A 19,589-nucleotide genomic window follows, 5' to 3' on the forward strand; every position below is an offset into this window, starting at 1 on the left:
GCTCAGCCCTCATCCTCCGATCCCTGGCCCCGGATCGGCACCTTGCGCTTGGCCGCATCGTTCAGGAGACCTTTCGCGGCCAGCGCCCGCGCGGTACCGGGCGGAGCTGCTGGGGGCTCGGGCTGCGTCGCTTCCTCGGTGACGGCCACATCGCCAGAGACCAGGGCGCTATAGAAGAGATCGGCATGTGCAAGCTTGGTGAAGGTGCCGAGGACCTCTTTGCTGTAGACCACCACCTCGATCGTTCCGTCGTCATTCTCAAGCATGTCGTATTGGATCATTTGCGTTTCCTTTCGCCTTTGCGGGCCTCGCGCGCCTCGTGTTCCAGAAGCGCGGTTTTGAGGATGAGGGGTTTCAGCTCTGCCGGGGCGGCGTCGTAGTTCCGCCCGAAGCGACCGTTCAGGCGCGGCAGCAGCGCGCGCGGGATGGCGATCCAGTTCGACGGGTCGCAATTCGTGCGATCGCCATCCCGTGATTTGAGGCACATGCCTTCTGGAAGGGGTCCGTTCTCCAGCTCCCAGAGATAGCGGTGCTTGTGCATGTATCGCCGGCTGTGACCCGTGTAGGGGTTGCGGATCGGGACGCTGATCTCGATGTACCCGTCCTTGCCGACACGCTCGTCGCCCAGCTCTTTGCGGTTCGGCGGAACGTGTCCCTTTCGGAACTGCGTCCGGGCGGAGGCTTCGTTATAGGGCATCTTCTTGCCCTTGTTGACCGGCACCTGACCTGGTTCGAAGCACCCGGTGCGCCCGGTCATCCAGCCCTTGCGCTTGCAGAGTGCGTTGTAATTGGTGAGCGACACATCCGTCCGCCCGAACTGCGCGCAGAACCGGGCGTGTGCATCGCGGCGCGGCAGCTCTTTCGTCAGCTCGATGAAGAGCAGCTCGGCCTCGGAATATGCGATCGCCCGGCCTTTCATTTTTCGTCGCGGCCGATCTGGGGCAGCATGGGCAGCACGTCTTGCCCATGCTGGGCAAAGAGCTTGGCTGCGTTCAGCTGAAGCTCGCTCTTCTGAATGATCTTGTCGGACACCTTGACGATGGCATCCGCGCGCTGAACCTCTTTCTCGATGTCTTCGGCATCGAGGCTCTCATCGGAAAGGCGCTCGAGCTGCGCGAAGAGGTGATCGTTCAGATCTGACAGGCGGTTTTTCATGACGTCGCTCCCATCTTGGCGATATCGAGTGGGACGGCGCGCCATTGGCCGTCGAAGCTCTCGCGGTGATAGGCGCGCACATAGGTTTTCGAGCCGACCGTGCGCATGGCATCGCGGATCGCCTCCATGGCGCGCTGCCAGCGCGCATCCTCGATATCGAGGCGGAGCAGCATGAAGATCTCCGAGCGGTTGATCTGGCCGGATTTCTCGGTGTTGAAGGCGTTGGTCACCAGCGCGCGCACCTCGGCGCGGCTTTCCGCAGCCCATTCGTTCAGGCACTCATCGATGAGCTTTTTCGCCTCTGCCAGCTCCGGCCCGAAATCCACCCGGTCGGCGACCCGGACCTCCAGCTTGTAGGGCTGATCGACCGTCATGAACGTCTTGTTGCCCTTCGTTCCGCCCTTCGTGGTGCCGTATTCCTGGGCGAGGATGGCCTCATAATCGCCGATATCGTCGAAGGTGTGCTCGAGAAAGCGCCGGATCCGGTCGCTCAGCTCAAGGGCATAGCCCAGCACCTTGCGGACGGTCTCGTCTTCCAGCTTGTGCTGGGGCTTGATCAGCTCCTCGGGCTGCCAGCCGCCGCGGCCGTCGCCCATATAGCGTTTGCCATCGATCTCGTGGATGCCGTCATCGACCTGTTTTGGAAGGGTCATGTGTTGCTTCTCCTGCTCTTGAATATCGGGCTTTCGACCCGCTCATAGGTGCGCTCAGTCGCGTTCATCGCCTGCGCAATCTCATCGGCTTGGGCGAACGGGTTCTCCAGGTCATCGGGCACGTCACAGACGACGCATCCGGCCGCGAACCCGCCCGTTGGCGTGATGGCCAGCACCCGGATGACTGAATTGGTGATGGCGATGTAGTCGCCGCATTGCAGGTTCATGGTGTCTCCTCCTTCGGCGCATCCGCCACCAATCCCGACAGGACGGCGATCAGCACCAGCGCCTCGATTTCTTCCAAGGTGACCAGGGTCAGACCGCGCTGACCGTAAGTGTCCACCCGCCGCACCGCGCGCTGCGCGCGGACGGCGATCTCTTTTGCGGTCAGGGGCTCAGTCATGGCTCACCCCATCGTCGAGCACGGCGCCGATCAGGCTCGGCTCAGCAGCGATGATCGTGAGCAGGCGCGTGCAGAGCGCACGGTCGCTGAGACCCCGCGCCGTTGCCGGAGCGTTGAACTGCTGGAGAACATGCGCGGGCAGAGAGATGGACTTTCGTGTCCTTGCCCGGGCTCTGTAGCGTGGAATATCCTCGCCCTGTTTCCGGGCCATACAAAGGATGCCGTAGACCCTGTTCGGCGTGATACTTAAGGCACGCGCGATCTCACCGGACTTCACGCCGTCACGGGCCATCTGAATAATCTCGGCTCTGTCGCTCATGTCGAGGCTCCGTCATGCAGGATGGCGTCGATCAGATCCGGGCTGCGCTCCAGCACCGCCAGAACCCGCATCATCAGCGCTCGCGCCGTTACCCTGCGGGCACGCGCCTTGGGCGTGACTGCGTCGAGGAAGGATTTCCGCAGCGGGAGCGTGACGCCATTGGCCGGGCAGGGTTCGGTGACCGGCTCCATGGCGCGGATCACGTCCACCACCGTCTCCACGTGCCGCAGAAACAGCATCTCGCGGATGGTTTCCGGGAGCTCGCCCAGCCGGTAGAGCGTTTCGATCGCCTGCCGGGTTTTTGCAGATACGAACTCAGTCATCCTGGCCCTCCGGATGAAACCGCGGGCATTTCGGGCAGGCCTTGCGCATGCGCACGGCGAAGGGCCCGCTGCCGGTCTTCGCGCGCACCTGGTCGCGCCAGCCGAGGCACACCTCGGAGCTGATCGCGCCCAGCGTCGGGCAAGTCACGTCCTCGGGCAGGTAGATCGCCCGGACGCGGTCCTCGATCGCCTCCATGCCGGCCGGGTAGCGGTTGCGGATGACCGCACTCACGACACTGCCGGTATAGCCGAGGCGCTTCGCGACCTTGTTCTGCGACGATCCCTTTTCGTCGCAGGCCTTCACGAGCGCCTCGACCCAGGCCGGGACCTCGCCCCAGGCATCGAGGGCCACATACATCCTGTCGGTGATCAGAGCGTTCATAGATGCGCTCCTTCGACATAGACCACGCGGTCCTCGTTGGGATCGACCAGCACCATCCTCTGCTTCTTGGTGGGGGGCAGGATGCCGGTATCCTTCTGCAGCCGGTAGAGGGCCGGACGCACCCCAGGGTCCCGTTTGCGCAGCACCTTGAGATAGCCGGCGCGGGCGAGCAGCGTGCAATAGAGCTGGATCTCGCTCTCGGTGACCTCTTTTTCAGATCCGATCAGCGAGGCGGCGATATCCTTGGGGCTGAACTCGCGCAGCACCCGCATCGCGCGCCAGATGACGCCGTGGTAAGATTTGCGCTTTCCCGCCTCCAGGTGACGGCTCTGCGCCTCTGTGAACACCGTAAAATAGTGCGTTGACCCGTCGCGATCGGCGTCGAGAATATGCCCCTCCTTACGCAGCCGCCCGAAGAGGCGTTGCTTGGCCCATTCGGTATCCTGACAATGCGCGAACAGATCCCCTTTTGTGACGCGCCGATGGGCCTTCAGATAGGCCCACATCTCGCGTTCGAGCTTGGTTTTCGGCTTAAAGCTCATAGAACATCCCCTTTCTCGGCGCCGGCGCTTCCGCGCGCAGAAACGGCGCATCTCCCCATTGATCGAGCGACATGGTGGTCACGCCGCGAACCTGACTTTCGGCCAGCACGTGTTCGAGGTCGCTGCAGATCCGCCGCACCTTGCCGTCGTTGCGCCTGGTGATGTGGTCCAGAAGCGCATCGTCGATCTCGATGTCCGGCGCGAAGACCCGTGAGAGGATCTGCGCGTCAGACAGGTTCGCGGGCTCCGCCGGCTGCCAGATCTGGATCCGGCCGTCGATCAGCTCCCATTCCTTGAGCTTCTGCGGCAGAAGCTCCATGCCCACGAAGATGACCGGCACGAGACTGTGATCGTGCAGATCGCGGATCTCCTCCACGAGGCGGTTCGCCACCGCGTAATCCGCCTCGTCGATGATCAGCGGGCGGTCTGCTTCCCCAAGCAGATCCGCCGCCTCCCGGAAGCGGTCCGCGATCGTGCCCTTGACGGGCCCCGAGCGCAGCTCCCCGATCAGGGTGGTGAAGAGATCCTTGGCCCGCAGATGCTTGTGCGCGGCCACATAGATCGCGTCGCGCTTGTCATTGGCAAAGCACGACGCATAGGTCTTGCCGAACCCGGTGGGCCCGAACAGGACACCCATCTTGTCGATGGTGTTTCGCTGGGCCTGGAGCCGCGCGATCATCTGATCCAGTGCCGCCACATTGCGCAGCGGCATGATCTTGTTGTCTATTCCAGTGGGGTGTGTCATCTTATCTCCCATTGCAACACTGCTCTCGCCGTCGCCGTGGAGGTCCAGTCCCGGCGGCGGCATTTCGTTAATGCACGCCGATCTCGCCGTAGAGCTCGAACATGCTCAGCCGGCTGGTGAACTCCGGATGGTCCTGGTAGCGGGCGATCCAGCCCGCCTCCCAGGTGCCGATCGGCTCGCCATTCTCCATCCGTTTCAGGATATCCATCGCCTGCCAGAACCGATCGGCCGGCGTCTCTTTCTCCTTCTCGATCTGCGCCTTGCGGCGCTCCTCCATTTCGAGGATCAGCGCCTCCTGCTGGGCATCGAGCTCCGGCGTCTCGGGCGGATTGAAGCTGGGCTTCTTCGGGCTCGGCCGCTTGGCCGTCCCTCTAAACTCCGGCGCGACCACCTTGGCCTCGAGATGCGCAGGCGCGGGGGTGTCCCCGCCCATGCCGGCCGCGATCTCCTCGATCGGGACGGGCGCATATTCCTTGGCGAGCGCCTTTTCGGCCTTGAGGATGCGCGCACGCTTGCGGGCGGCCTCCCTGGCTCCGGTGAGATCGAAGAACCCGACCTTCTGGCGGCATTCGGCATAGCCGAGGAAGACACCATCGAGATCGAAGATGTGAACGCCGGCATGCAGATCTTCCGGGTTGAACCGGGCCACGACCTTCTGTCCGGCAATCTCGCTCATCCAGTCGGCGTAGTAGAAATTCCCGTGGAGCTGCAGCTGGCCGTTGTCCTTGTGCAGCTTGCCCACATGCTGGGCCATCAGCCAAAGCGCGCGCTGCGCGTCCGTCGCCTTGCGAATGCGGGCCTGGGCATAGCTCTCCGCGAAGGTCTGATCGAAGGACCGCCCGTTACAAGTGGGCGAGCGCCGTCCCTGACGCGCGTTGTGCTCCGCGATCCCCTCGTCGAGCACTTCCAGGAATGTGTCGATCGGGACCGCCTTGCTGCCGTAGTTTTCCGGTTTGGCATCGGGGCGGTTGCCCACATAGGCGCCGGCGAAGCGCGGATCCTTCGCGACGCTATTGGCGATATCGCGGAAGGCCCGCTCGATCGGCTTGGCCTGGCCGTGGCCGGGCAGCGCCCAATGGATCTTGATCCCCAGCATCGGCAGGATGCCCAGCGGATCATCCTCGCGGACCTTGAAGCGGAACCGCGTGGGGGCGCCGCCGGTGAACCATTTGTTGGCGAATTCGCGGCCGTTATCGACCAGACAGTGACGCGGGATGCCGAATTCCTCGACCATCTCGCCGAAGGCTGCCATCACCATGACCTTGTTCGGGTCGTGATCGACGCGCCAGCTGAGGATCTTGCCGGAATAGATATCCTGAAAGGCGATGATCTGGGGCCGCGTGATGCGGCCATCGGGCCAGGAGACGAAGACGTCGATCTTGTGGCAATCGGCATTCACGCCTTCCATGGCCTCCATCTCGCTGCGATCGCGGATCTGGGGCGGAAAGCACTTGAGCAGACCGGCCTCACCCTCGCGCAGGAAGACACGGGAGACGCGCGGCACATCCGCCTCCAGCCGCCGTTGGGCCGTCCGTTGGGCCGGGATGTCCGTCCAGCTCTCTTTCTCGGCCTCGGTGACCGCCAGCCGGTAGCATACGGCGAAGGGTGGGCCTTCGAGCCGCAGATAGAGGCTCTTCAAATAGTCCATGAACGCCTTTGAAACGGGCTTTTTCATGTCCTTGCGCACGGCCAGGCGCTGGCGGGGCAGGAGATAGGGCAGCTCATCGCCGTGATCGACGAATTTCACCCGTTCTTGCCAAATAAAGATCGTCCGATCGCTGATCCCGCTGAGCCGCGCGACCTTGTCGACCGCGATAACCTTCGTGAACCCGGCCTGCTGGAACATCTCGACCTTCTGCAGGATCTCAAGACGCGTCCGCGCCGTCTCGCGATCCCGATCCGGCGCCTGCTCGAAGAGATGCCAGACCTCCGCCGTCGCCTGCGCGCGCGCCGTCGATTTGGCCGCATCCAGCAGCTTCAGCTGGGCACGGATCGGCAGGAGTTTCCAGTGGTATTCCCAGCCCCCGCCTTTGCCCTGGCGGCGCCGCGAAAGCTCCGGATCATTGTTCCAGCGCTCCCGTTCGGCCAAGTCATTAATGCGACGCTTCGTTGTCGGCAGATCGGGCAGCTTTGCCTCCGCGATCTGGCTGGCCGTCCACCAGACCCGTTCAGGCTCGAGATCACTCATGCTCACCACCCCGCTTGCGGCCCGGGAACGTCAGAACCTGTCCGTCTTCCTCCCCGCGGGAGATCTCATCGAGCAGGCGCACCAGCTCCGTCGCATGCTCCTCGACAAAGCGGCGTTTGACGCGCTTTCCAGCCCGCTTGAAGGCAGCGTCCAGGGCCTTTTCCTGCTCCTGCTCGGCGTTCTTGGGCTCGGCCTTCGGCTTCGGCGCCAGCGCCGCCCGGACATTCTTTACCTTACCCTCGGAGAAGGCTTTGCAGGCCGCGCTGCGCGCCTTTGCGGTCTTACATTTGGCGAGAGCCAACAAATCGGCGAGCATGGGGTCTGTAGCGGCAGCCCGAAGCGCCGAAACGTCTTCTTCGGTGAGCGATCCACCCACTTCGACAAGCCGCCGCACGTGCCGCTGCGAGAGGCCCGTTTTTTGCGCCGTGTTCGGCACAAACGATGCAACGGACATCGTGTCCGTTGCACCCCAACGAGCGGCCGATCCGGCAACTCCTTGCTGGGTCTCCGGATAGGCCTTCTCGTAGATTGTCTTGCGCCGATGAAGGAAGACGCAGAGGTCGAGCGGCTGGAGATCGGCGCGCGCAAGGTTTTCGTCGACCTCCATGAGGCGTGCAGCCTCCAAAGTGCATTCAATGATCTTCGCCGGGATCGTTTCACGACCCATCTGCCGGAAGGCCTCGAGGCGATGCCCACCGAGGATCAGCCGGTAAAGCCCATCTTTTTTAGTAGGTTTGCGGACATGGATTTCTGACTGCAGGCCGATCGTTTCGATTGAGGCGCGCAAGCCTTCCACGCCAGCATCGGAGACCGGGCGTTGGCGATCCACGACTTCGATCTGCTCGAGAGGAATATCTGCGATCTTAATCAGTTTTGGGTGTTTCATCGGGACATCTCAAAAGGGTGTAGAAAAATCGGCGCTGGCCATCCTCGACCACCTGCCGGCAGGAGATCTGGCAGCCATTCTCGCGCAGCTCCGCCACGACTGAATTCACCGCGCAGATCCGGGCTTCATGGGCCAGCTCCCATGTGCTGATTTCACCGTCCGCCTCGCGCAGCACGCGCAGCGCTCGGCGCAGGCGGGGGCTGGTGGCGAGGCGGCCATGATGCATCAGGGGCGCCCGGCGGTTTCCACCGTCAGGATCTCCCGGCACGCCGCCAGCGTGCCCGACCCCAGCAGGATCTTCGCACGCGCGATCACCTCGCTCTCCGCCTTGGCCTGCCCCTCGATCAGATCGTCGAGGGTATTCAGCTCCAGACGGGTCAGGCTCTCCGGGTTCGCGTGAAAGCCCGTCTGGTCGAGATATTCCTGACAGGTCCGCTCCGCCGTCGTCACCAGATCGAGCGCCTCGATCAGGCCCTGCAGCTGCTCGGCCGGGGTCAGATGAGGGAGGGTTTCGGTTGTTGGGAAAGTGGCATTCATTGCAATGCTGCTCCTATGTAAAGCCCCACAAAGAGGGCGATGAAAAGGCACGCCGCCCCCACCACATCGCCGGTCCAGGGCGACAGGTGAGGTACGATGCGGCGCGCATGGTCCCGAAGCCGGTCCAGACGGCTCCGAGGCGTCCCGTGAGTGGGATCGATGAAGGTCAGAATGTCGTCTTTGCAAAGCTCCGGCTCGGCCTCTTGAGGCGCGTGATCCGGCTGCTCCTGATCTGTTTCAAAAGCCCCCGGCGCGGACATCCCTGACGCGCCGGGGGAGGTGCCAGAGGATACCTCAGCGGCACACACCCTAGTGCCGGTATCCTCTGGGGGAGTGACTGGTTGGAAGTCGTCGATCGAGCCCCACTTGGCTTCCCAGCGAGCTCTATAGAGCGTGGCAAACAGCTCCTGACCGATCTCGTAGACCATCAGGTCGCATGCGGAGTGTCCCTTCATACCACCCGTATGGCCGGTCGCGTAGCGCCGCAAGTTCTCAAATTTCATGCCGTGCTTGTTAGTGAAGTCTCGCGTGGACATGCCCTTTAAAAGCAATCCCGCCCGCACAGCATCATAGAAGACGCTACCGGGCTGCTGGCTCAATGGTGCAGGGTTGCCCATTAAACCACCGCCTCTACGCTCTTTCTGGCGCGATATAAGGTGTGAAACAGCTCGGGACCGACCTCCTCGATCATCGCGTTTCGCATCGCTACGGACCTGGGGCCGTTGCTGTGTCCGGTCGCGTAAAACCGGATGTTTTGATACTTGACCGAGTGCTTTTCGGCGAAAAGCTGCATGGAACTGCCCCGGAAGGTCAACCCGGCCTTGAAGCTGTCAAAAAAGACAAGCCCGGGCTGGTACTTTTGCTGTGGATTTTGCATGTACTGCTCTTGTGATGACATCCGAAAACCTTATGGTGATAAAAGTTGTATCACCATTTGTGTTTTTCACAACAGGAATTTTTTTATGGATGGCCAAGAACCGTCTGAACGACTGAAATTATTCAGAAAAAAGAACACGCTCACGCAGATGGATGTCGCAAATGCGATTGATCGATCACAAGCGTACATAGCCAAAATCGAGAAAGGTATCGCGCTACCATCACAAGATATGCTCTCAAGACTACGAAACCGCTTCGGATTGAGCTCTGAATGGCTCCTTTACGGATCTGGGCCGATGATTGTCGAAGATCTCGTTCTCAAAGGTCGAACTACGGCGGTGACCCAGGCAGATCTTTCGCGACCAGCCCATGGTGACTTTGCGATGGACGGGGTGGAGTTCCAGCGGATAAGGCGCTGGGATATCTCAGCCTCCGCTGGGCCTGGTTTGATCGCCGTTTCCGATGACGTGGGTGATCACATCTCATTCACCACGCAGTGGCTGATCCAGAATGGTATCAACGGAGATCTCGCCGGCCTTATTCGGGTGTCTGGCGACAGCATGGCACCGACTATCTTTGACGGCGACCTGGTCTTGGTCCACCGGGGCGAGATGTCCATCGAGAACGGCAAGATTTATGCTTTCACTTTGGGAGAAGAGGTTTTTGTGAAACGCCTGTCTTTGGTCGGGCAGGATCAAAAGTCTGGAATACTGATGATCTCCGATAACCCGCTCTTCCCACCCCATCTTGTTTCGCAAGAGGAAGCCGTAACATTAAGAATTGCCGGCCGAGTTCGCGCCTGCATTTCATCCCTCTAGCAAATTCGAAATCGATTATTATTTTTGACCATAAGGAGTTTCGAAAATGATTTACCAAACAAACCGCATTCTCAGTTTGCTTTTCAATTCTCTGATCGCCGCATTCTGCCTGGTATCACCCGTTTGGGCCAGTGACGCCGTCGATGCCCGTGATCGCTTGGCATCGGCTATCGAACTTGCTGAGGGCTACGGCATGGCCGTTGCCATAACAACAGCATGCGGCCCTCCAGGCCAGCCCGACCGCATCAAACCAGTGACAGATGCTTTGACCACTTGGGTCCGCGAGATTGGTTATCAAGACGACCAGAGCGTTCCTCTTGAGATTGAGCTCGCTGCTCGTAAGACCATGGCTGTCCTCGGGGGACAGCTGCTGGGACGGCAACTTTTGGGCTACTGCCCTGAGGACGAATTGGTTTCACGCAGTCGCGATATTCTCCAGCGGATGGAGCAGCGTTTCGACGTGACGCCACCCACCCACTGAATTCGCACTGTATCGGCCGTTTTTGCGCAGAAAGCGTCCCAGAAAGCGTTCCCGCCGACGCTCGTTCTTCCTTCGTTAAGCATCTGTTTTCACGCACGGAATTGCTTACAGGGTCGTTTTCCGCCAACTGGGACGCCAACGTCCCAGTTTATTTCCGCCAGGCACCGCCATTTTGGCCCTCGATGCCCCGTTAAAGACGGTTTTTATCGTTGTTTGAATGAGGTTTAGGCGTTCGCCCCGCCACTGCAGCTTTGCCTGTCACAAAATCCCCCGATTTTTGCCAAGCACCCGAAATCGCCCATTTTCCCTGACAACGACACCACCCTCTCAGGCCACTCTTGCCGGCCCCTTTTATGACGCCTTTTCAGCCGCTTATCCGCCACCTTCCGGCTTCATCAAGCCTCTTCCGGGTACTGCATATATCAGTGTCACCGCACAGCGGATCGGGTTCAGATGACCGACAGGGGCCACCCCGCCAATGGCAAAGCCTGTCTGGGCGCGCACCAGGGTCGCATCGGCTTTGCCCAGGGTCTCTCCGGCAAGACCGGCGGCCTTGGCCGGATCGACCTGGTTGCCGCCTGCGGTGAGAAACAAAAGCGCTTGCCCGCTTTGTTCGCCCCTGAAAATGATGGATTTGGCGATCTGATCGACTTCGCATCCGATGGCCAGTGCCGCATCCCGCGCGGTACGGGCAAGCGAGGTCTCGCGGATGTCGGCCACAAGCCCCGCGTCTTCAAGCGCGCGGCGAACGCGTTTCATGCTTTTGCTCATGGCCGCAGAAAGGCGCGTTCGGGGACGATTTGCAAGCCCTTGCACATTGACGCCGCCACCGCTCCGGCACAGGGTTCGGCATGTCCATCGCCACCCGTATGATCCGTATCCCTCGCGCTTTTGATCCCGAGTTGGGCGCAGCCGTGGCGGCCGAAGTGCCGGACGCCGGGGCTGATCTTGCCGGGCTGCTGACGGGTGCGGCAGGCTCCAGCCCCTATCTGAACGGCTTGATCCTGCGCGAAAAGACATGGCTGCCCGAAGCCCTGAACGATCCCGAAGGGGCGCTTGCCGCCGAAATGGCTGATCTGGCGGGTCAGGCCGCAGATGCCATGCCAACGGCACTCCGGCGGGCCAAGCGGCGGCTCGCTCTGATCACCGCGTTGGCGGATCTTGCAGGCGCCTGGTCCCTGACCGAAGTGACGCGCGCGCTGACTGATTTCGCGGCATTGGCCTGCAATCTGGCCGTGCGCACGGCCATGCGCCCGCTTTTGCAACGGGGCAAGTTTCCGGGCCAAACCGAAGACGATCTGGAAGATGCAGCCGGCTTCGTGGCGCTGGCGATGGGGAAGATGGGCGCGTTCGAGCTGAATTATTCGTCGGACATCGACCTGATATGCCTCTTTGACGAAACGCGGTTTGAGCCCGAAGATTACATGGAAGCGCGCCAAAGCTTTGTTCGCGTCACCCGCGCAATGGCGGCGATGCTGGGTGACAGGACATCCGAAGGCTACGTCTTTCGCACGGATCTGCGTCTACGCCCCGATCCGTCGGTCACACCCGTCTGCATCGCGATGGAGGCGGCGGAGCGCTATTACGAAAGTCTGGGCCGGACCTGGGAAAGGGCCGCTTATATCAAGGCGCGTCCGGCAGCGGGTGACATCAAGGCAGGCGACAGATTTCTCAAGACGCTGCAGCCGTTCGTCTGGCGCCGACATCTCGATTTCGCGGCCATTCGGGACGCCCATGACATGCGTTTGCGGATCCGCGATCACAAGGGGTTAGCCGGGCCGATCACCGTGCCGGGACATGACATGAAGCTTGGGCGCGGCGGTATTCGTGAGATCGAGTTTTTCACGCAGACGCGGCAGCTTATCTCGGGGGGACGGGATGCCAGTTTGCGGGCGAGAGGGACGCAAGAGGGGTTGAGCCTGTTGGCGCAAGCCGACTGGATCCCGGCGGAAACCGCCAGGACATTGTCGACGCATTACATCGCCCACCGGACGCTCGAACACCGCATCCAGATGATCCACGATGCCCAAACGCATGCGATGCCAACCACCAAAGAAGGGATCGCCAGAATTGCCTGCCTGATGGATTGCACCACCGATGCGCTCATTCAGGAGACCAAGGACCGTTTGACCGAAGTGCATGCCTTGACCGAAGGTTTCTTTGCACCGGCCCAGACCGCCCCACGTGCCGCGCCCAGCTTTGACATCAGCCTCACGGCGCGCTGGCCGACATATCCGGCGCTGCGCTCGCCCCGAGCGGCCCAATTGTTTGATCGGCTCAGGCCCGGACTTCTGGAGCGGGTGGAAAAGACGGCCCGACCCGAGCAGACGCTTGCGGCGCTTGACGGGTTTCTGGCCGGCTTGCCGGCCGGGGTGCAACTGTTCTCGCTTTTCGAATCCAACCCTCAACTGATTGATCTGCTGATTGACATCGCCGGTACGGCGCCCGCCCTGGCCGCATATCTGTCGCGCAACGCGTCCGTCTTTGACGCGGTCATCGGTGGTACGTTTTTTGCCGAATGGCCTGGGGCGGAGGCGCTGGAGGCTGAAATTGTCAAGGTTTTGGAACAGGAAACCGATTATGAGCGTCAGCTTGATGCCGTGCGCCGGTGGGCCAAGGATTGGCACTTTCGGATCGGTGTCCACCATCTGCGTGGGCTGATCGATGCGCAGGAGGCCGGCCAGCAATATGCCGATCTTGCCGCCGCGGTGATCCGGGCGCTTTGGCCCGCCGTCGTGGCTCAGTTCGCCCGCAAGCACGGCGACCCGCCGGGTGCCGGAGCGGTGTTGCTCGGCATGGGGTCCCTGGGTGCGGGTCAGTTAAATGCGACATCCGATCTCGACATTATCGTGATCTATGATCCGTTGGATGAAGAGCAGTCAAATGGGCCGCGCCCCCTGGCCGCCCGCAGCTATTATGCGCGTCTGACCCAGGCCATGATCACGGCAATGACCGCGCCCATGTCAGAGGGGCGGCTTTACGAGGTGGACATGCGTTTGCGGCCGTCCGGCAATCAGGGACCGGTGGCCACAAGCCGGGCCAGCTTTGCCAATTATCAGGCCAACGAGGCCTGGATCTGGGAACATCTTGCGCTGACCCGTGCGCGTGTTGTGTCCGGGCCAGAGGTATTGGCACAGAAGATCGAAGAGATCCGATGCGACGTCATCCGCCGCAACCGGACCGAAGAAGAAGTGTTGGTCGGTGTTGCCGATATGCGGGCCCGGATCGCTGCGGCCAAGACGGCCTCGTCTGTCTGGGACGCCAAGACGGGCCCGGGACGTATGCTGGATATCGAGCTTCTGGCGCAGGCGGGGGCGCTGATGGCCGGGTCTCCGGTCCGCGACGTGGCCAGAGGGTTGCGCGCCGCGGTGAGCGCGGGTTGGCTTGAGGCGGATGACGCTGACACTCTTCAGACGTCATACAGGCTTTTCTGGGCGGTGCAGATGGCAGGCCGGCTGATCACCGGGCGGATGCTTACAGAAGAGCAGATTGGCGATGGGGGCGCCGCTTTTTTGTGCCGCAGTACCGGTTTCGACGGGGTCGACGCCCTGGCGGCGGAGCTAGAACAACGCTATCAGGCTGCCGATCGGATCATCGGCGCAGCCTTGCATCTGGGAGACAGGCATGAAGGGTGATCCCCAAACAGACCCCAAGGGGCTGATTTTCGAGGCGTTCCGGATTGACCGGATCACGCTCGAGGAATGTCGTAGCATCTTTCTGGACTGGGCGCTGAGCCTTCCGGTGGAAACCGACACCGGTCCTGCCTTAAGGATCTTGCTGGAACGATATCAGTCGGATGCACCGGATCACCCGATGTTGACGGTGATGCGTGAGGGGCTGGTGAGTATGGAAGCGCCCCGGCGTCGCGGCGGCTGGCGATCCCGGCCGCGCAACTGACCTTTTCCCTTCTGGACAAAGTGACTAGGAGGATCTCATGAACGACATCTCCTCCCGCCCCGTGGTCCGACTGAAACCCAAGGCCAATGCCCGCGCGATCCGCCATGGCTTTCCCTGGGTCTATGCGAATGAGCTGGTCACCGACCGCCGGACCAAGGCGCTTTCGGGGGGGACCCTCGCCGTTCTGGAGGACGAGGCCCGCAAGCCCTTGGGGCTGGTGACCGTAAACCCGGCCTCAAAGCTGATCTGCCGGATGCTGGATCGCAATCCAGAAGCCGCGATTGATGAGGCTTGGTTTGCAAGGCGCCTCGAGCGGGCCATGGCCCTGCGCGAGAAACTCTTTGATGCCCCGTTCTACCGGCTGGTCCATGCCGAAGCGGACGGATTGCCCGGGGTGGTGATCGACCGGTTCGGCGAAACCTGCGTGATCCAGCCAAATGCCGCCTGGGCCGAGGTTCAGCTGGAGCCCATGGTCAGCGCGGTGCAAAAGGTGACGGGCGCGCAGGTTGTCCTGAAAAACGCAACCGGCCGCACGCGCGCTTTGGAGGGGCTGGATGACCGCAACGTCGTTCTGCGCGGCCAGGCGCCGGACGGGCCGGTGCCCGTTCCTATGAACGGTGCAACCTACATGGCGGATCTGACCGGCGGGCAGAAAACGGGCCTCTTCTTTGATCAGCGTCCCAATCACGCCTTTGCAGCCAGGCTCTCACATGGCGCGCGCGTGCTTGATGTCTTCAGCCATGTCGGAGGCTTTTCGCTGGCCGCTTTGGCCGGGGGGGCGACATCCGCTCTTGCCGTCGATGGCTCGGCCCCGGCACTGACCTTGGCGGAGCAGGGGGCAGAGGCATCGGGGGTCGCGACCCGCTTCTCGACACGTCAGGGCGATGCGTTCGATGTTATGAGCCAGCTTGCGGCAGAGGGGGCCTCGTTCGACGTTGTCATCTGTGATCCGCCGGCCTTCGCGCCCTCGAAACAGGCGCTTGATGCGGGATTGCGAGCCTATGAGCGCGTGGCGCGGCTGGCAGCGTCTTTGGTGGCGGATGGCGGATATCTTGGTCTGTGTTCCTGTTCGCATGCCGCGGATCTGAGCCGTTTTCGCGCCGCGTCGGTCAGGGGGATCGGGCGGTCGGGGCGACAGGGCATGCTGATCCACACGGGATTTGCCGGACCGGACCACCCGCTGCTGCCGCAACTGGCCGAAAGTGGCTATCTGAAATCGCTGTTCTTCCGGCTGTGAAGATCGTTCTGGATACCTGCGTCCTTTATCCCACCGTCATGCGGGAGGTTCTGCTGGCTGTTGCGCGCCGCGGGGTGTTTGCGCCGGTCTGGTCGGCGCACATCCTCGAAGAATGGGCCCGCGCGGCTGAAAAGCTGGGACCGATGGGGGCTGCGCAGGCGCGAGCCGAAATCGCGTTGCTGCGGCGCGACTGGCCCGATGCCGAAGCACCCGCCGCGCCAGGGCGCGAAGAGCGTCTTTGGCTACCTGACCCCGCCGACATCCATGTGCTTGCGGTTGCGGTCGAAACATCAAGCGATGCGATCATGACATTGAATGCCAAGGATTTTCCACGCCATATCCTGTCGGAAGAGGGTCTCGTCCGGATAGACCCTGACAGCTATTTGCATGGCGTCTGGCAGTCCAAGCCCGACCTGGTGGCGGAAGCGGCGGAGCAGGTACTGGCGCAGGCCAACGCGATGTCGGGTGAGGTCTGGGAAATGCGCAGGCTGCTCAAGAAAGCCCGCCTGCCGCGTCTGGGAAAGGCCTTGGGTTAGGGCTGATGCTCGATCTGCCAGCGGTTTTCCAGCTTGCGCAGGGCGGCGATCCGCTGCTCGGTCTTCGGGTGGCTCATCAGCCATGCCGGCACGGCACCCGCCCGCGATTGGGTCAGTGCCTCAAGCTTTTCGAAGAGACTGATCTGCGGCGCCACGCCGATACCGGCCTTGGTCAGCAATGCGGCTGCGTAAGCGTCGGCTTCATACTCGTCGCTGCGTGACATGCGAGCCGCGAGAAGCGTGGTCAGCCCGTTGGCAATCCAGACCCCGATCCCCGGCAGAAAGCGGCTGAGGATCATCGCGAGGGCCATGCGCATGGCGTTCTGGCCGGAAAAGTCGATCATCCGCCGGCGCGCATGTCCAAGTGCCACATGTCCAAGCTCATGTGCGATCACGCTTGAAAGCTCTTCCGCGGTGACCTCACCTTGCCGGAACTTGCGATAAAAGCCGCGGGTGATGAAAATCCGACCGTCCGGAGCGGCGAGGCCATTCACGGGATCAATCTCATAGACATGAACGCGAATGCGGTCGAGATCGAGGGCTGTTGCCATCCGGTCGGTCAGAACCTTAAGCCGGGGGTCGGCCAATTCGGTCGAGCGGGTATCGAGCTCTCGCTTGGTCCGCCAGACCGAGAAACGGTACATAACGAAGCCATAGAGCAGCATCAGCAGGATCGGGGTAACCTTCAACATGTGTTGAATATGGGGCCGCGTCGTCGATCCGGCAAGCGCTTGTTCAGGCGCGCAGCGGCGCCGGCGGATCCCAGGTGACCGGCACGGTGGTCGGGCCACGAAAGGCCCAGCCACTGAATATGACATCACCGGAAAGACGCATATTATCCAGATGCTTGAAGGCTAAAGGTAAAGCGATTTCAGTGATCAGGCAGCGCGACGCGGCGGCACCGGCGCAGAAATGCGGACCTGCGCCAAACGGGATCGAGGCCGAGGTGTCGCGCCCGATGTCAAAGCGGTCGGGATCGGAAAAATGCGCCTCGTCACGGTTGGCGGAGCCAAACATCAGGAAAACGCGGTCCTCGGGTGTGAACGTCACCCCCTGAACCGTGTCGCGTCGGGCGATACGTCGCGGCGACATCCCGATGGGTGAGATCCAGCGCGCATATTCCGCAAACGCATCCCCCCACGTCGCTTGGCCGGACCGTATCAGATCCAATTGATCGGGATGGGTCAGAAGCGCCCAGATGGTGCCCGCGATCGCATCGCGCGGCTCGTTCTGGCCGCCGGAAATGATCAGCTTTATGTTTGCACGCAAGCTGTTCAGGGGCAGATCGGCCTGTTGCTGCACGCTCAGGGCCGAGCGATCAGGCTGATCGGCAATGCGGGTGAGGCCAAGGTCGATATGATGGTCGATGAATGCCGTCGCGCGATGGCAGGCCGCTTCAACGTCGGGCAGGCCGGCATAATTGGCACATCCGTCGATCATGGCCTGGCTGACCTGATCCATTTCCGCTGCCTGCATCTCGGTCAAGCCGGTGATGAGTTTGAGCGCTTCGGCTGAAACGGGCATCGCATAGTCGGTGACAAGATCGCATCTGCCCTTGGGGGCCAGGGTCTTCAGGATATCGAGTGCAGCCGCTTCGAATTGGGGTTTCCAGTGTTCCGCCACTGTACGCGGGCTGAGGGCCGGAAACAGGGCCCTGCGCTCGGCCATATGAGCTTCCCCGTCTTTTCGCATCATGTTCTCGCCCATCAGCAGGGTCATCAACCCCTCGGGCTGGAGAGACGAGAAAGTGTCGATGCGTTTTTCCTGAACGTGAATGTCGTCACGGCGGGTCAGCAGCGTGGCCCCGAGCTGTGGCACGAAGGTGATGGGCGCCTCAGCCCGCATCCGGGCCAGGGTCGGATAGGGGTCTGCTGCGAAAGCGGCCAGGTCAATCTCGGTGATCGGAGCATCGGACATGAGGCAAAGCTATGCAGAGGTTTTGTAACTGAAAAGCACAGCTTCCAAAGGTGCGAGGCGGTGTCCGGACATGTGTCACCCACCAGCGTCCTATTTTTGAGCCAACTTGCGTATCTGACATGGCGCCGGTGTGAACCGTCCCGAAGATGCGATCAGCAGTCCGGACCGTCGAGGGGGCGTTTGATATGCGCCAAGGGCATGGGCGTTTCCGATTTGACCCGCTTCAAGGCGATGTTCGACCGGATATCGCGGACATGAGGCAGCGCGCGAAGATGTTCGGTCAGGAACGCCTGATAGGCGGCGACGCTGGGCGCCACGATCTCTGCCAGGCAATCGCTGTCCCCCGACAGCATATGGCACGTGATCACCTGGGGCAGGGCGGTCAGACGTTGCTCGAACTCCTCGGCGGCTTCGGGCGTGGCGGATTTCAGTCTGAACGCCGCGAAGACTGTCAGCGACAGACCGACCGCCTCCCGGTCAAGGATCGCCCGGTACGAGGTGATGAAGCCTTCCTTCTCAAGCCGTTTCACACGCCGGAGACAGGGGGATTGGGACAACCCCACAATATCCGAGAGATCTGAGTTGCTGAGACGCCCGTCCTTCTGCAGGGCATCCAAAATCTTCAGATCGATGGCGTCGAGATGAATGTAGGGCATGAGATCTCGCAATATTCTGCCAATATTGTCGCGAAATATGGTTGAGAACGCAAGGACCTGCCCCTGATCTGAGTGCAATAATGCGCACCGATCAGCTTGAAGAGGTGAGTATCATGGGGCATGCGGGTTTGGGTTTGGTCGCGGCGATTGCTGCGGCGTTGATTGGCGCGGGGTGGCAGGTTGTGACCCGCTTTGGCGTGACGACGACCGTGTCACCCTATGATCTTGCACTCATCCGGTATGCCATTCCCGCGGTGGTGCTGGCCCCCATTCTCATCCGTCATGGTCTGGTGCCAAAAGGGGTTCACCCCGGGCTTCTTGCGGTGATGGTGCTGGGTGGGGGGCTGCCTTTCGGGGTGCTGGTCATGCAGGGGGCGCAGTTTGCGCCTGCGGCGCATATTGCGGTGCTGATACCCGGAACAATGCCGATCTTCGTCTCTGGCCTTGCGATTGCCTTCCTGGGTGAAACGCTGACCCGCCGCGTTGGCCTTGGGTTCGGGCTTCTGGTGGCCGGGGTGATCTGCATCGGATGGGAAGCTGTCATGACCATGGGGCGGGAGACGGTCTTTGGCGATCTTTTGTTGATCACCGCAGCATTCCTTTGGGGCGCGTATTCTGTGGCCTTTCGCCGAAGCGGTCTAGACGCCTGGCATGGCGCGGCAGTGATATGTGTCTGGTCGACTGTTTTGGTTGTGCCGATCTGGCTGCTGCTTGGTTCGTCTGGATTTTCCGCGACGCCGCCTGCCCATCTCGCCATGCAGGTCTTTTGGCAGGGGATCCTGGCCGGAGCGGTTGGGATGTGGGTCTATGGCTATGCCGTTCAAAGCATTGGGGCCTCCCGCGCCGCTTCACTGAGTGCGCTGGTGCCTGGCTTTTCCCTGATGGGCGGGTGGCTTTTTCTGGGCGAGGGGCCGTCCTGGTTGTCCGGCTGCGGCGTCGGACTGACGATCCTGGGCGTGGCCGTGGCCAACAGCCAGCCAAGACAGCGTGTGCGATCGAGCCCTTAGATCTTTCCCGGTTGCATGCAAACCATACCTT

Annotated in this window: 28 protein-coding genes; 7 read left to right on the top strand and 21 right to left on the bottom strand. The window is 61.7% G+C overall.

The features are described 5' to 3' along the window. Nucleotides 1-2 precede the first annotated feature (2 nt). The 17 genes from CFI11_RS09855 to CFI11_RS24295 form a co-directional block, all read right to left on the bottom strand. On the bottom strand, nucleotides 3-281 hold the full coding sequence (locus CFI11_RS09855) for a hypothetical protein (protein ID WP_130405448.1): 279 nt from the start codon (nucleotides 279-281) through the stop codon (nucleotides 3-5). Further along, nucleotides 278-919 carry an HNH endonuclease signature motif containing protein gene (locus tag CFI11_RS09860; RefSeq protein ID WP_130405450.1) on the bottom strand — a complete coding sequence of 214 codons (642 nt, stop codon included), beginning with the start codon at nucleotides 917-919 and terminating at the stop codon, nucleotides 278-280. Before CFI11_RS09860 ends, CFI11_RS09855 begins: the two co-directional genes overlap by 4 nt. Then, the gene (locus CFI11_RS09865) at nucleotides 916-1,155 is read right to left on the bottom strand and encodes a hypothetical protein (protein ID WP_130405452.1); all 240 of its coding nucleotides are present in this window, start codon (nucleotides 1,153-1,155) and stop codon (nucleotides 916-918) included. Before CFI11_RS09865 ends, CFI11_RS09860 begins: the two co-directional genes overlap by 4 nt. Further along, the gene (locus CFI11_RS09870; RefSeq protein ID WP_130405454.1) at nucleotides 1,152-1,808 is read right to left on the bottom strand and encodes a DUF3164 family protein; all 657 of its coding nucleotides are present in this window, start codon (nucleotides 1,806-1,808) and stop codon (nucleotides 1,152-1,154) included. The genes CFI11_RS09865 and CFI11_RS09870 overlap by 4 nt, the downstream gene beginning before the upstream one ends. Then, nucleotides 1,805-2,035, bottom strand: coding sequence for a hypothetical protein (locus tag CFI11_RS09875; RefSeq protein WP_130405456.1), 231 nt, complete (start codon nucleotides 2,033-2,035; stop codon nucleotides 1,805-1,807). The genes CFI11_RS09870 and CFI11_RS09875 overlap by 4 nt, the downstream gene beginning before the upstream one ends. Then, nucleotides 2,032-2,211, bottom strand: a complete 180-nt coding sequence (locus tag CFI11_RS09880; RefSeq protein ID WP_130405458.1) for a hypothetical protein — start codon at nucleotides 2,209-2,211, stop codon at nucleotides 2,032-2,034. The genes CFI11_RS09875 and CFI11_RS09880 overlap by 4 nt, the downstream gene beginning before the upstream one ends. Further along, on the bottom strand, nucleotides 2,204-2,530 hold the full coding sequence (locus CFI11_RS09885; RefSeq protein ID WP_130405460.1) for a hypothetical protein: 327 nt from the start codon (nucleotides 2,528-2,530) through the stop codon (nucleotides 2,204-2,206). The genes CFI11_RS09880 and CFI11_RS09885 overlap by 8 nt, the downstream gene beginning before the upstream one ends. Further along, nucleotides 2,527-2,853, bottom strand: coding sequence for a hypothetical protein (locus CFI11_RS09890; RefSeq protein WP_130405462.1), 327 nt, complete (start codon nucleotides 2,851-2,853; stop codon nucleotides 2,527-2,529). The genes CFI11_RS09885 and CFI11_RS09890 overlap by 4 nt, the downstream gene beginning before the upstream one ends. After that, nucleotides 2,846-3,235 (bottom strand): helix-turn-helix transcriptional regulator, encoded by a 390-nt coding sequence (locus CFI11_RS09895; RefSeq protein ID WP_130405464.1) that lies wholly within the window; start codon nucleotides 3,233-3,235, stop codon nucleotides 2,846-2,848. The genes CFI11_RS09890 and CFI11_RS09895 overlap by 8 nt, the downstream gene beginning before the upstream one ends. After that, entirely contained in the window at nucleotides 3,232-3,777 is a 546-nt protein-coding gene (locus CFI11_RS09900; protein WP_130405466.1) for a hypothetical protein, read from the bottom strand. Before CFI11_RS09900 ends, CFI11_RS09895 begins: the two co-directional genes overlap by 4 nt. After that, the gene (locus CFI11_RS09905; RefSeq protein WP_165390233.1) at nucleotides 3,767-4,522 is read right to left on the bottom strand and encodes an AAA family ATPase; all 756 of its coding nucleotides are present in this window, start codon (nucleotides 4,520-4,522) and stop codon (nucleotides 3,767-3,769) included. The genes CFI11_RS09900 and CFI11_RS09905 overlap by 11 nt, the downstream gene beginning before the upstream one ends. Before the next feature lie 67 nt (nucleotides 4,523-4,589). Beyond that, complete coding sequence (locus CFI11_RS09910) at nucleotides 4,590-6,710, bottom strand: transposase domain-containing protein (RefSeq protein ID WP_130405470.1); 2,121 nt, start codon at nucleotides 6,708-6,710, stop codon at nucleotides 4,590-4,592. After that, nucleotides 6,703-7,596, bottom strand: a complete 894-nt coding sequence (locus CFI11_RS09915; RefSeq protein WP_130405472.1) for a ParB/RepB/Spo0J family partition protein — start codon at nucleotides 7,594-7,596, stop codon at nucleotides 6,703-6,705. Before CFI11_RS09915 ends, CFI11_RS09910 begins: the two co-directional genes overlap by 8 nt. Then, entirely contained in the window at nucleotides 7,574-7,822 is a 249-nt protein-coding gene (locus CFI11_RS09920) for a hypothetical protein (RefSeq protein WP_130405474.1), read from the bottom strand. The genes CFI11_RS09915 and CFI11_RS09920 overlap by 23 nt, the downstream gene beginning before the upstream one ends. After that, on the bottom strand, nucleotides 7,822-8,133 hold the full coding sequence (locus tag CFI11_RS09925; protein ID WP_130405476.1) for a hypothetical protein: 312 nt from the start codon (nucleotides 8,131-8,133) through the stop codon (nucleotides 7,822-7,824). The genes CFI11_RS09920 and CFI11_RS09925 overlap by 1 nt, the downstream gene beginning before the upstream one ends. Further along, nucleotides 8,130-8,636 carry a hypothetical protein gene (locus CFI11_RS09930; RefSeq protein WP_130405478.1) on the bottom strand — a complete coding sequence of 169 codons (507 nt, stop codon included), beginning with the start codon at nucleotides 8,634-8,636 and terminating at the stop codon, nucleotides 8,130-8,132. Before CFI11_RS09930 ends, CFI11_RS09925 begins: the two co-directional genes overlap by 4 nt. Nucleotides 8,637-8,749: 113 nt before the next feature. Next, nucleotides 8,750-9,010: a hypothetical protein gene (locus CFI11_RS24295; RefSeq protein ID WP_165390234.1), complete on the bottom strand. Its 261-nt coding sequence runs from the start codon at nucleotides 9,008-9,010 to the stop codon at nucleotides 8,750-8,752. An 85-nt stretch (nucleotides 9,011-9,095) separates the two neighbouring features. Between CFI11_RS24295 and CFI11_RS09935 the strand changes: the two genes are divergently transcribed. Further along, nucleotides 9,096-9,827 (top strand): XRE family transcriptional regulator, encoded by a 732-nt coding sequence (locus CFI11_RS09935; RefSeq protein ID WP_165390235.1) that lies wholly within the window; start codon nucleotides 9,096-9,098, stop codon nucleotides 9,825-9,827. Between the two features lie 46 nt (nucleotides 9,828-9,873). Beyond that, nucleotides 9,874-10,308, top strand: a complete 435-nt coding sequence (locus CFI11_RS09940) for a hypothetical protein (protein ID WP_130405482.1) — start codon at nucleotides 9,874-9,876, stop codon at nucleotides 10,306-10,308. Between the two features lie 372 nt (nucleotides 10,309-10,680). On the opposite strand, the gene CFI11_RS09945 is transcribed toward CFI11_RS09940, so the two are convergent. Continuing rightward, nucleotides 10,681-11,079, bottom strand: coding sequence for a YbaK/EbsC family protein (locus CFI11_RS09945; protein ID WP_130405484.1), 399 nt, complete (start codon nucleotides 11,077-11,079; stop codon nucleotides 10,681-10,683). Between the two features lie 80 nt (nucleotides 11,080-11,159). Between CFI11_RS09945 and CFI11_RS09950 the strand changes: the two genes are divergently transcribed. From CFI11_RS09950 to CFI11_RS09965, 4 genes are read left to right on the top strand one after another with little or no spacing between them, the layout of a single operon-like run. Further along, entirely contained in the window at nucleotides 11,160-13,943 is a 2,784-nt protein-coding gene (locus CFI11_RS09950; RefSeq protein WP_130405486.1) for a glutamine-synthetase adenylyltransferase, read from the top strand. Continuing rightward, nucleotides 13,933-14,205: a hypothetical protein gene (locus tag CFI11_RS09955; RefSeq protein WP_130405488.1), complete on the top strand. Its 273-nt coding sequence runs from the start codon at nucleotides 13,933-13,935 to the stop codon at nucleotides 14,203-14,205. Before CFI11_RS09950 ends, CFI11_RS09955 begins: the two co-directional genes overlap by 11 nt. 37 nt (nucleotides 14,206-14,242) lie before the next feature. After that, nucleotides 14,243-15,442, top strand: a complete 1,200-nt coding sequence (locus tag CFI11_RS09960; protein WP_130405490.1) for an RSP_2647 family RNA methyltransferase — start codon at nucleotides 14,243-14,245, stop codon at nucleotides 15,440-15,442. Beyond that, nucleotides 15,439-15,978: an RSP_2648 family PIN domain-containing protein gene (locus CFI11_RS09965; protein WP_130405492.1), complete on the top strand. Its 540-nt coding sequence runs from the start codon at nucleotides 15,439-15,441 to the stop codon at nucleotides 15,976-15,978. The genes CFI11_RS09960 and CFI11_RS09965 overlap by 4 nt, the downstream gene beginning before the upstream one ends. Here the strand turns inward: CFI11_RS09965 and CFI11_RS09970 are convergent. From CFI11_RS09970 to CFI11_RS09980, 3 genes are all read right to left on the bottom strand, one after another. Beyond that, entirely contained in the window at nucleotides 15,975-16,670 is a 696-nt protein-coding gene (locus CFI11_RS09970; RefSeq protein ID WP_130405494.1) for a M48 family metalloprotease, read from the bottom strand. The two genes, CFI11_RS09965 and CFI11_RS09970, sit on opposite strands and share 4 nt — an antisense overlap. Nucleotides 16,671-16,713: 43 nt before the next feature. Next, the gene (locus CFI11_RS09975; protein WP_130405496.1) at nucleotides 16,714-17,895 is read right to left on the bottom strand and encodes a cytochrome P450; all 1,182 of its coding nucleotides are present in this window, start codon (nucleotides 17,893-17,895) and stop codon (nucleotides 16,714-16,716) included. 152 nt (nucleotides 17,896-18,047) lie between these two features. Then, nucleotides 18,048-18,551: an Lrp/AsnC family transcriptional regulator gene (locus tag CFI11_RS09980; protein ID WP_130405498.1), complete on the bottom strand. Its 504-nt coding sequence runs from the start codon at nucleotides 18,549-18,551 to the stop codon at nucleotides 18,048-18,050. 80 nt (nucleotides 18,552-18,631) lie between these two features. Between CFI11_RS09980 and CFI11_RS09985 the strand changes: the two genes are divergently transcribed. Beyond that, a complete protein-coding gene (locus CFI11_RS09985) occupies nucleotides 18,632-19,558 on the top strand; it encodes a DMT family transporter (protein WP_130405500.1) in 927 nt (308 codons plus the stop codon). Nucleotides 19,559-19,589 lie beyond the last annotated feature (31 nt).

Origin of the sequence: Thalassococcus sp. S3 (genome assembly GCF_004216475.1) — a bacterium.
In the GTDB taxonomy this organism is placed as follows: Bacteria; Pseudomonadota; Alphaproteobacteria; order Rhodobacterales; family Rhodobacteraceae.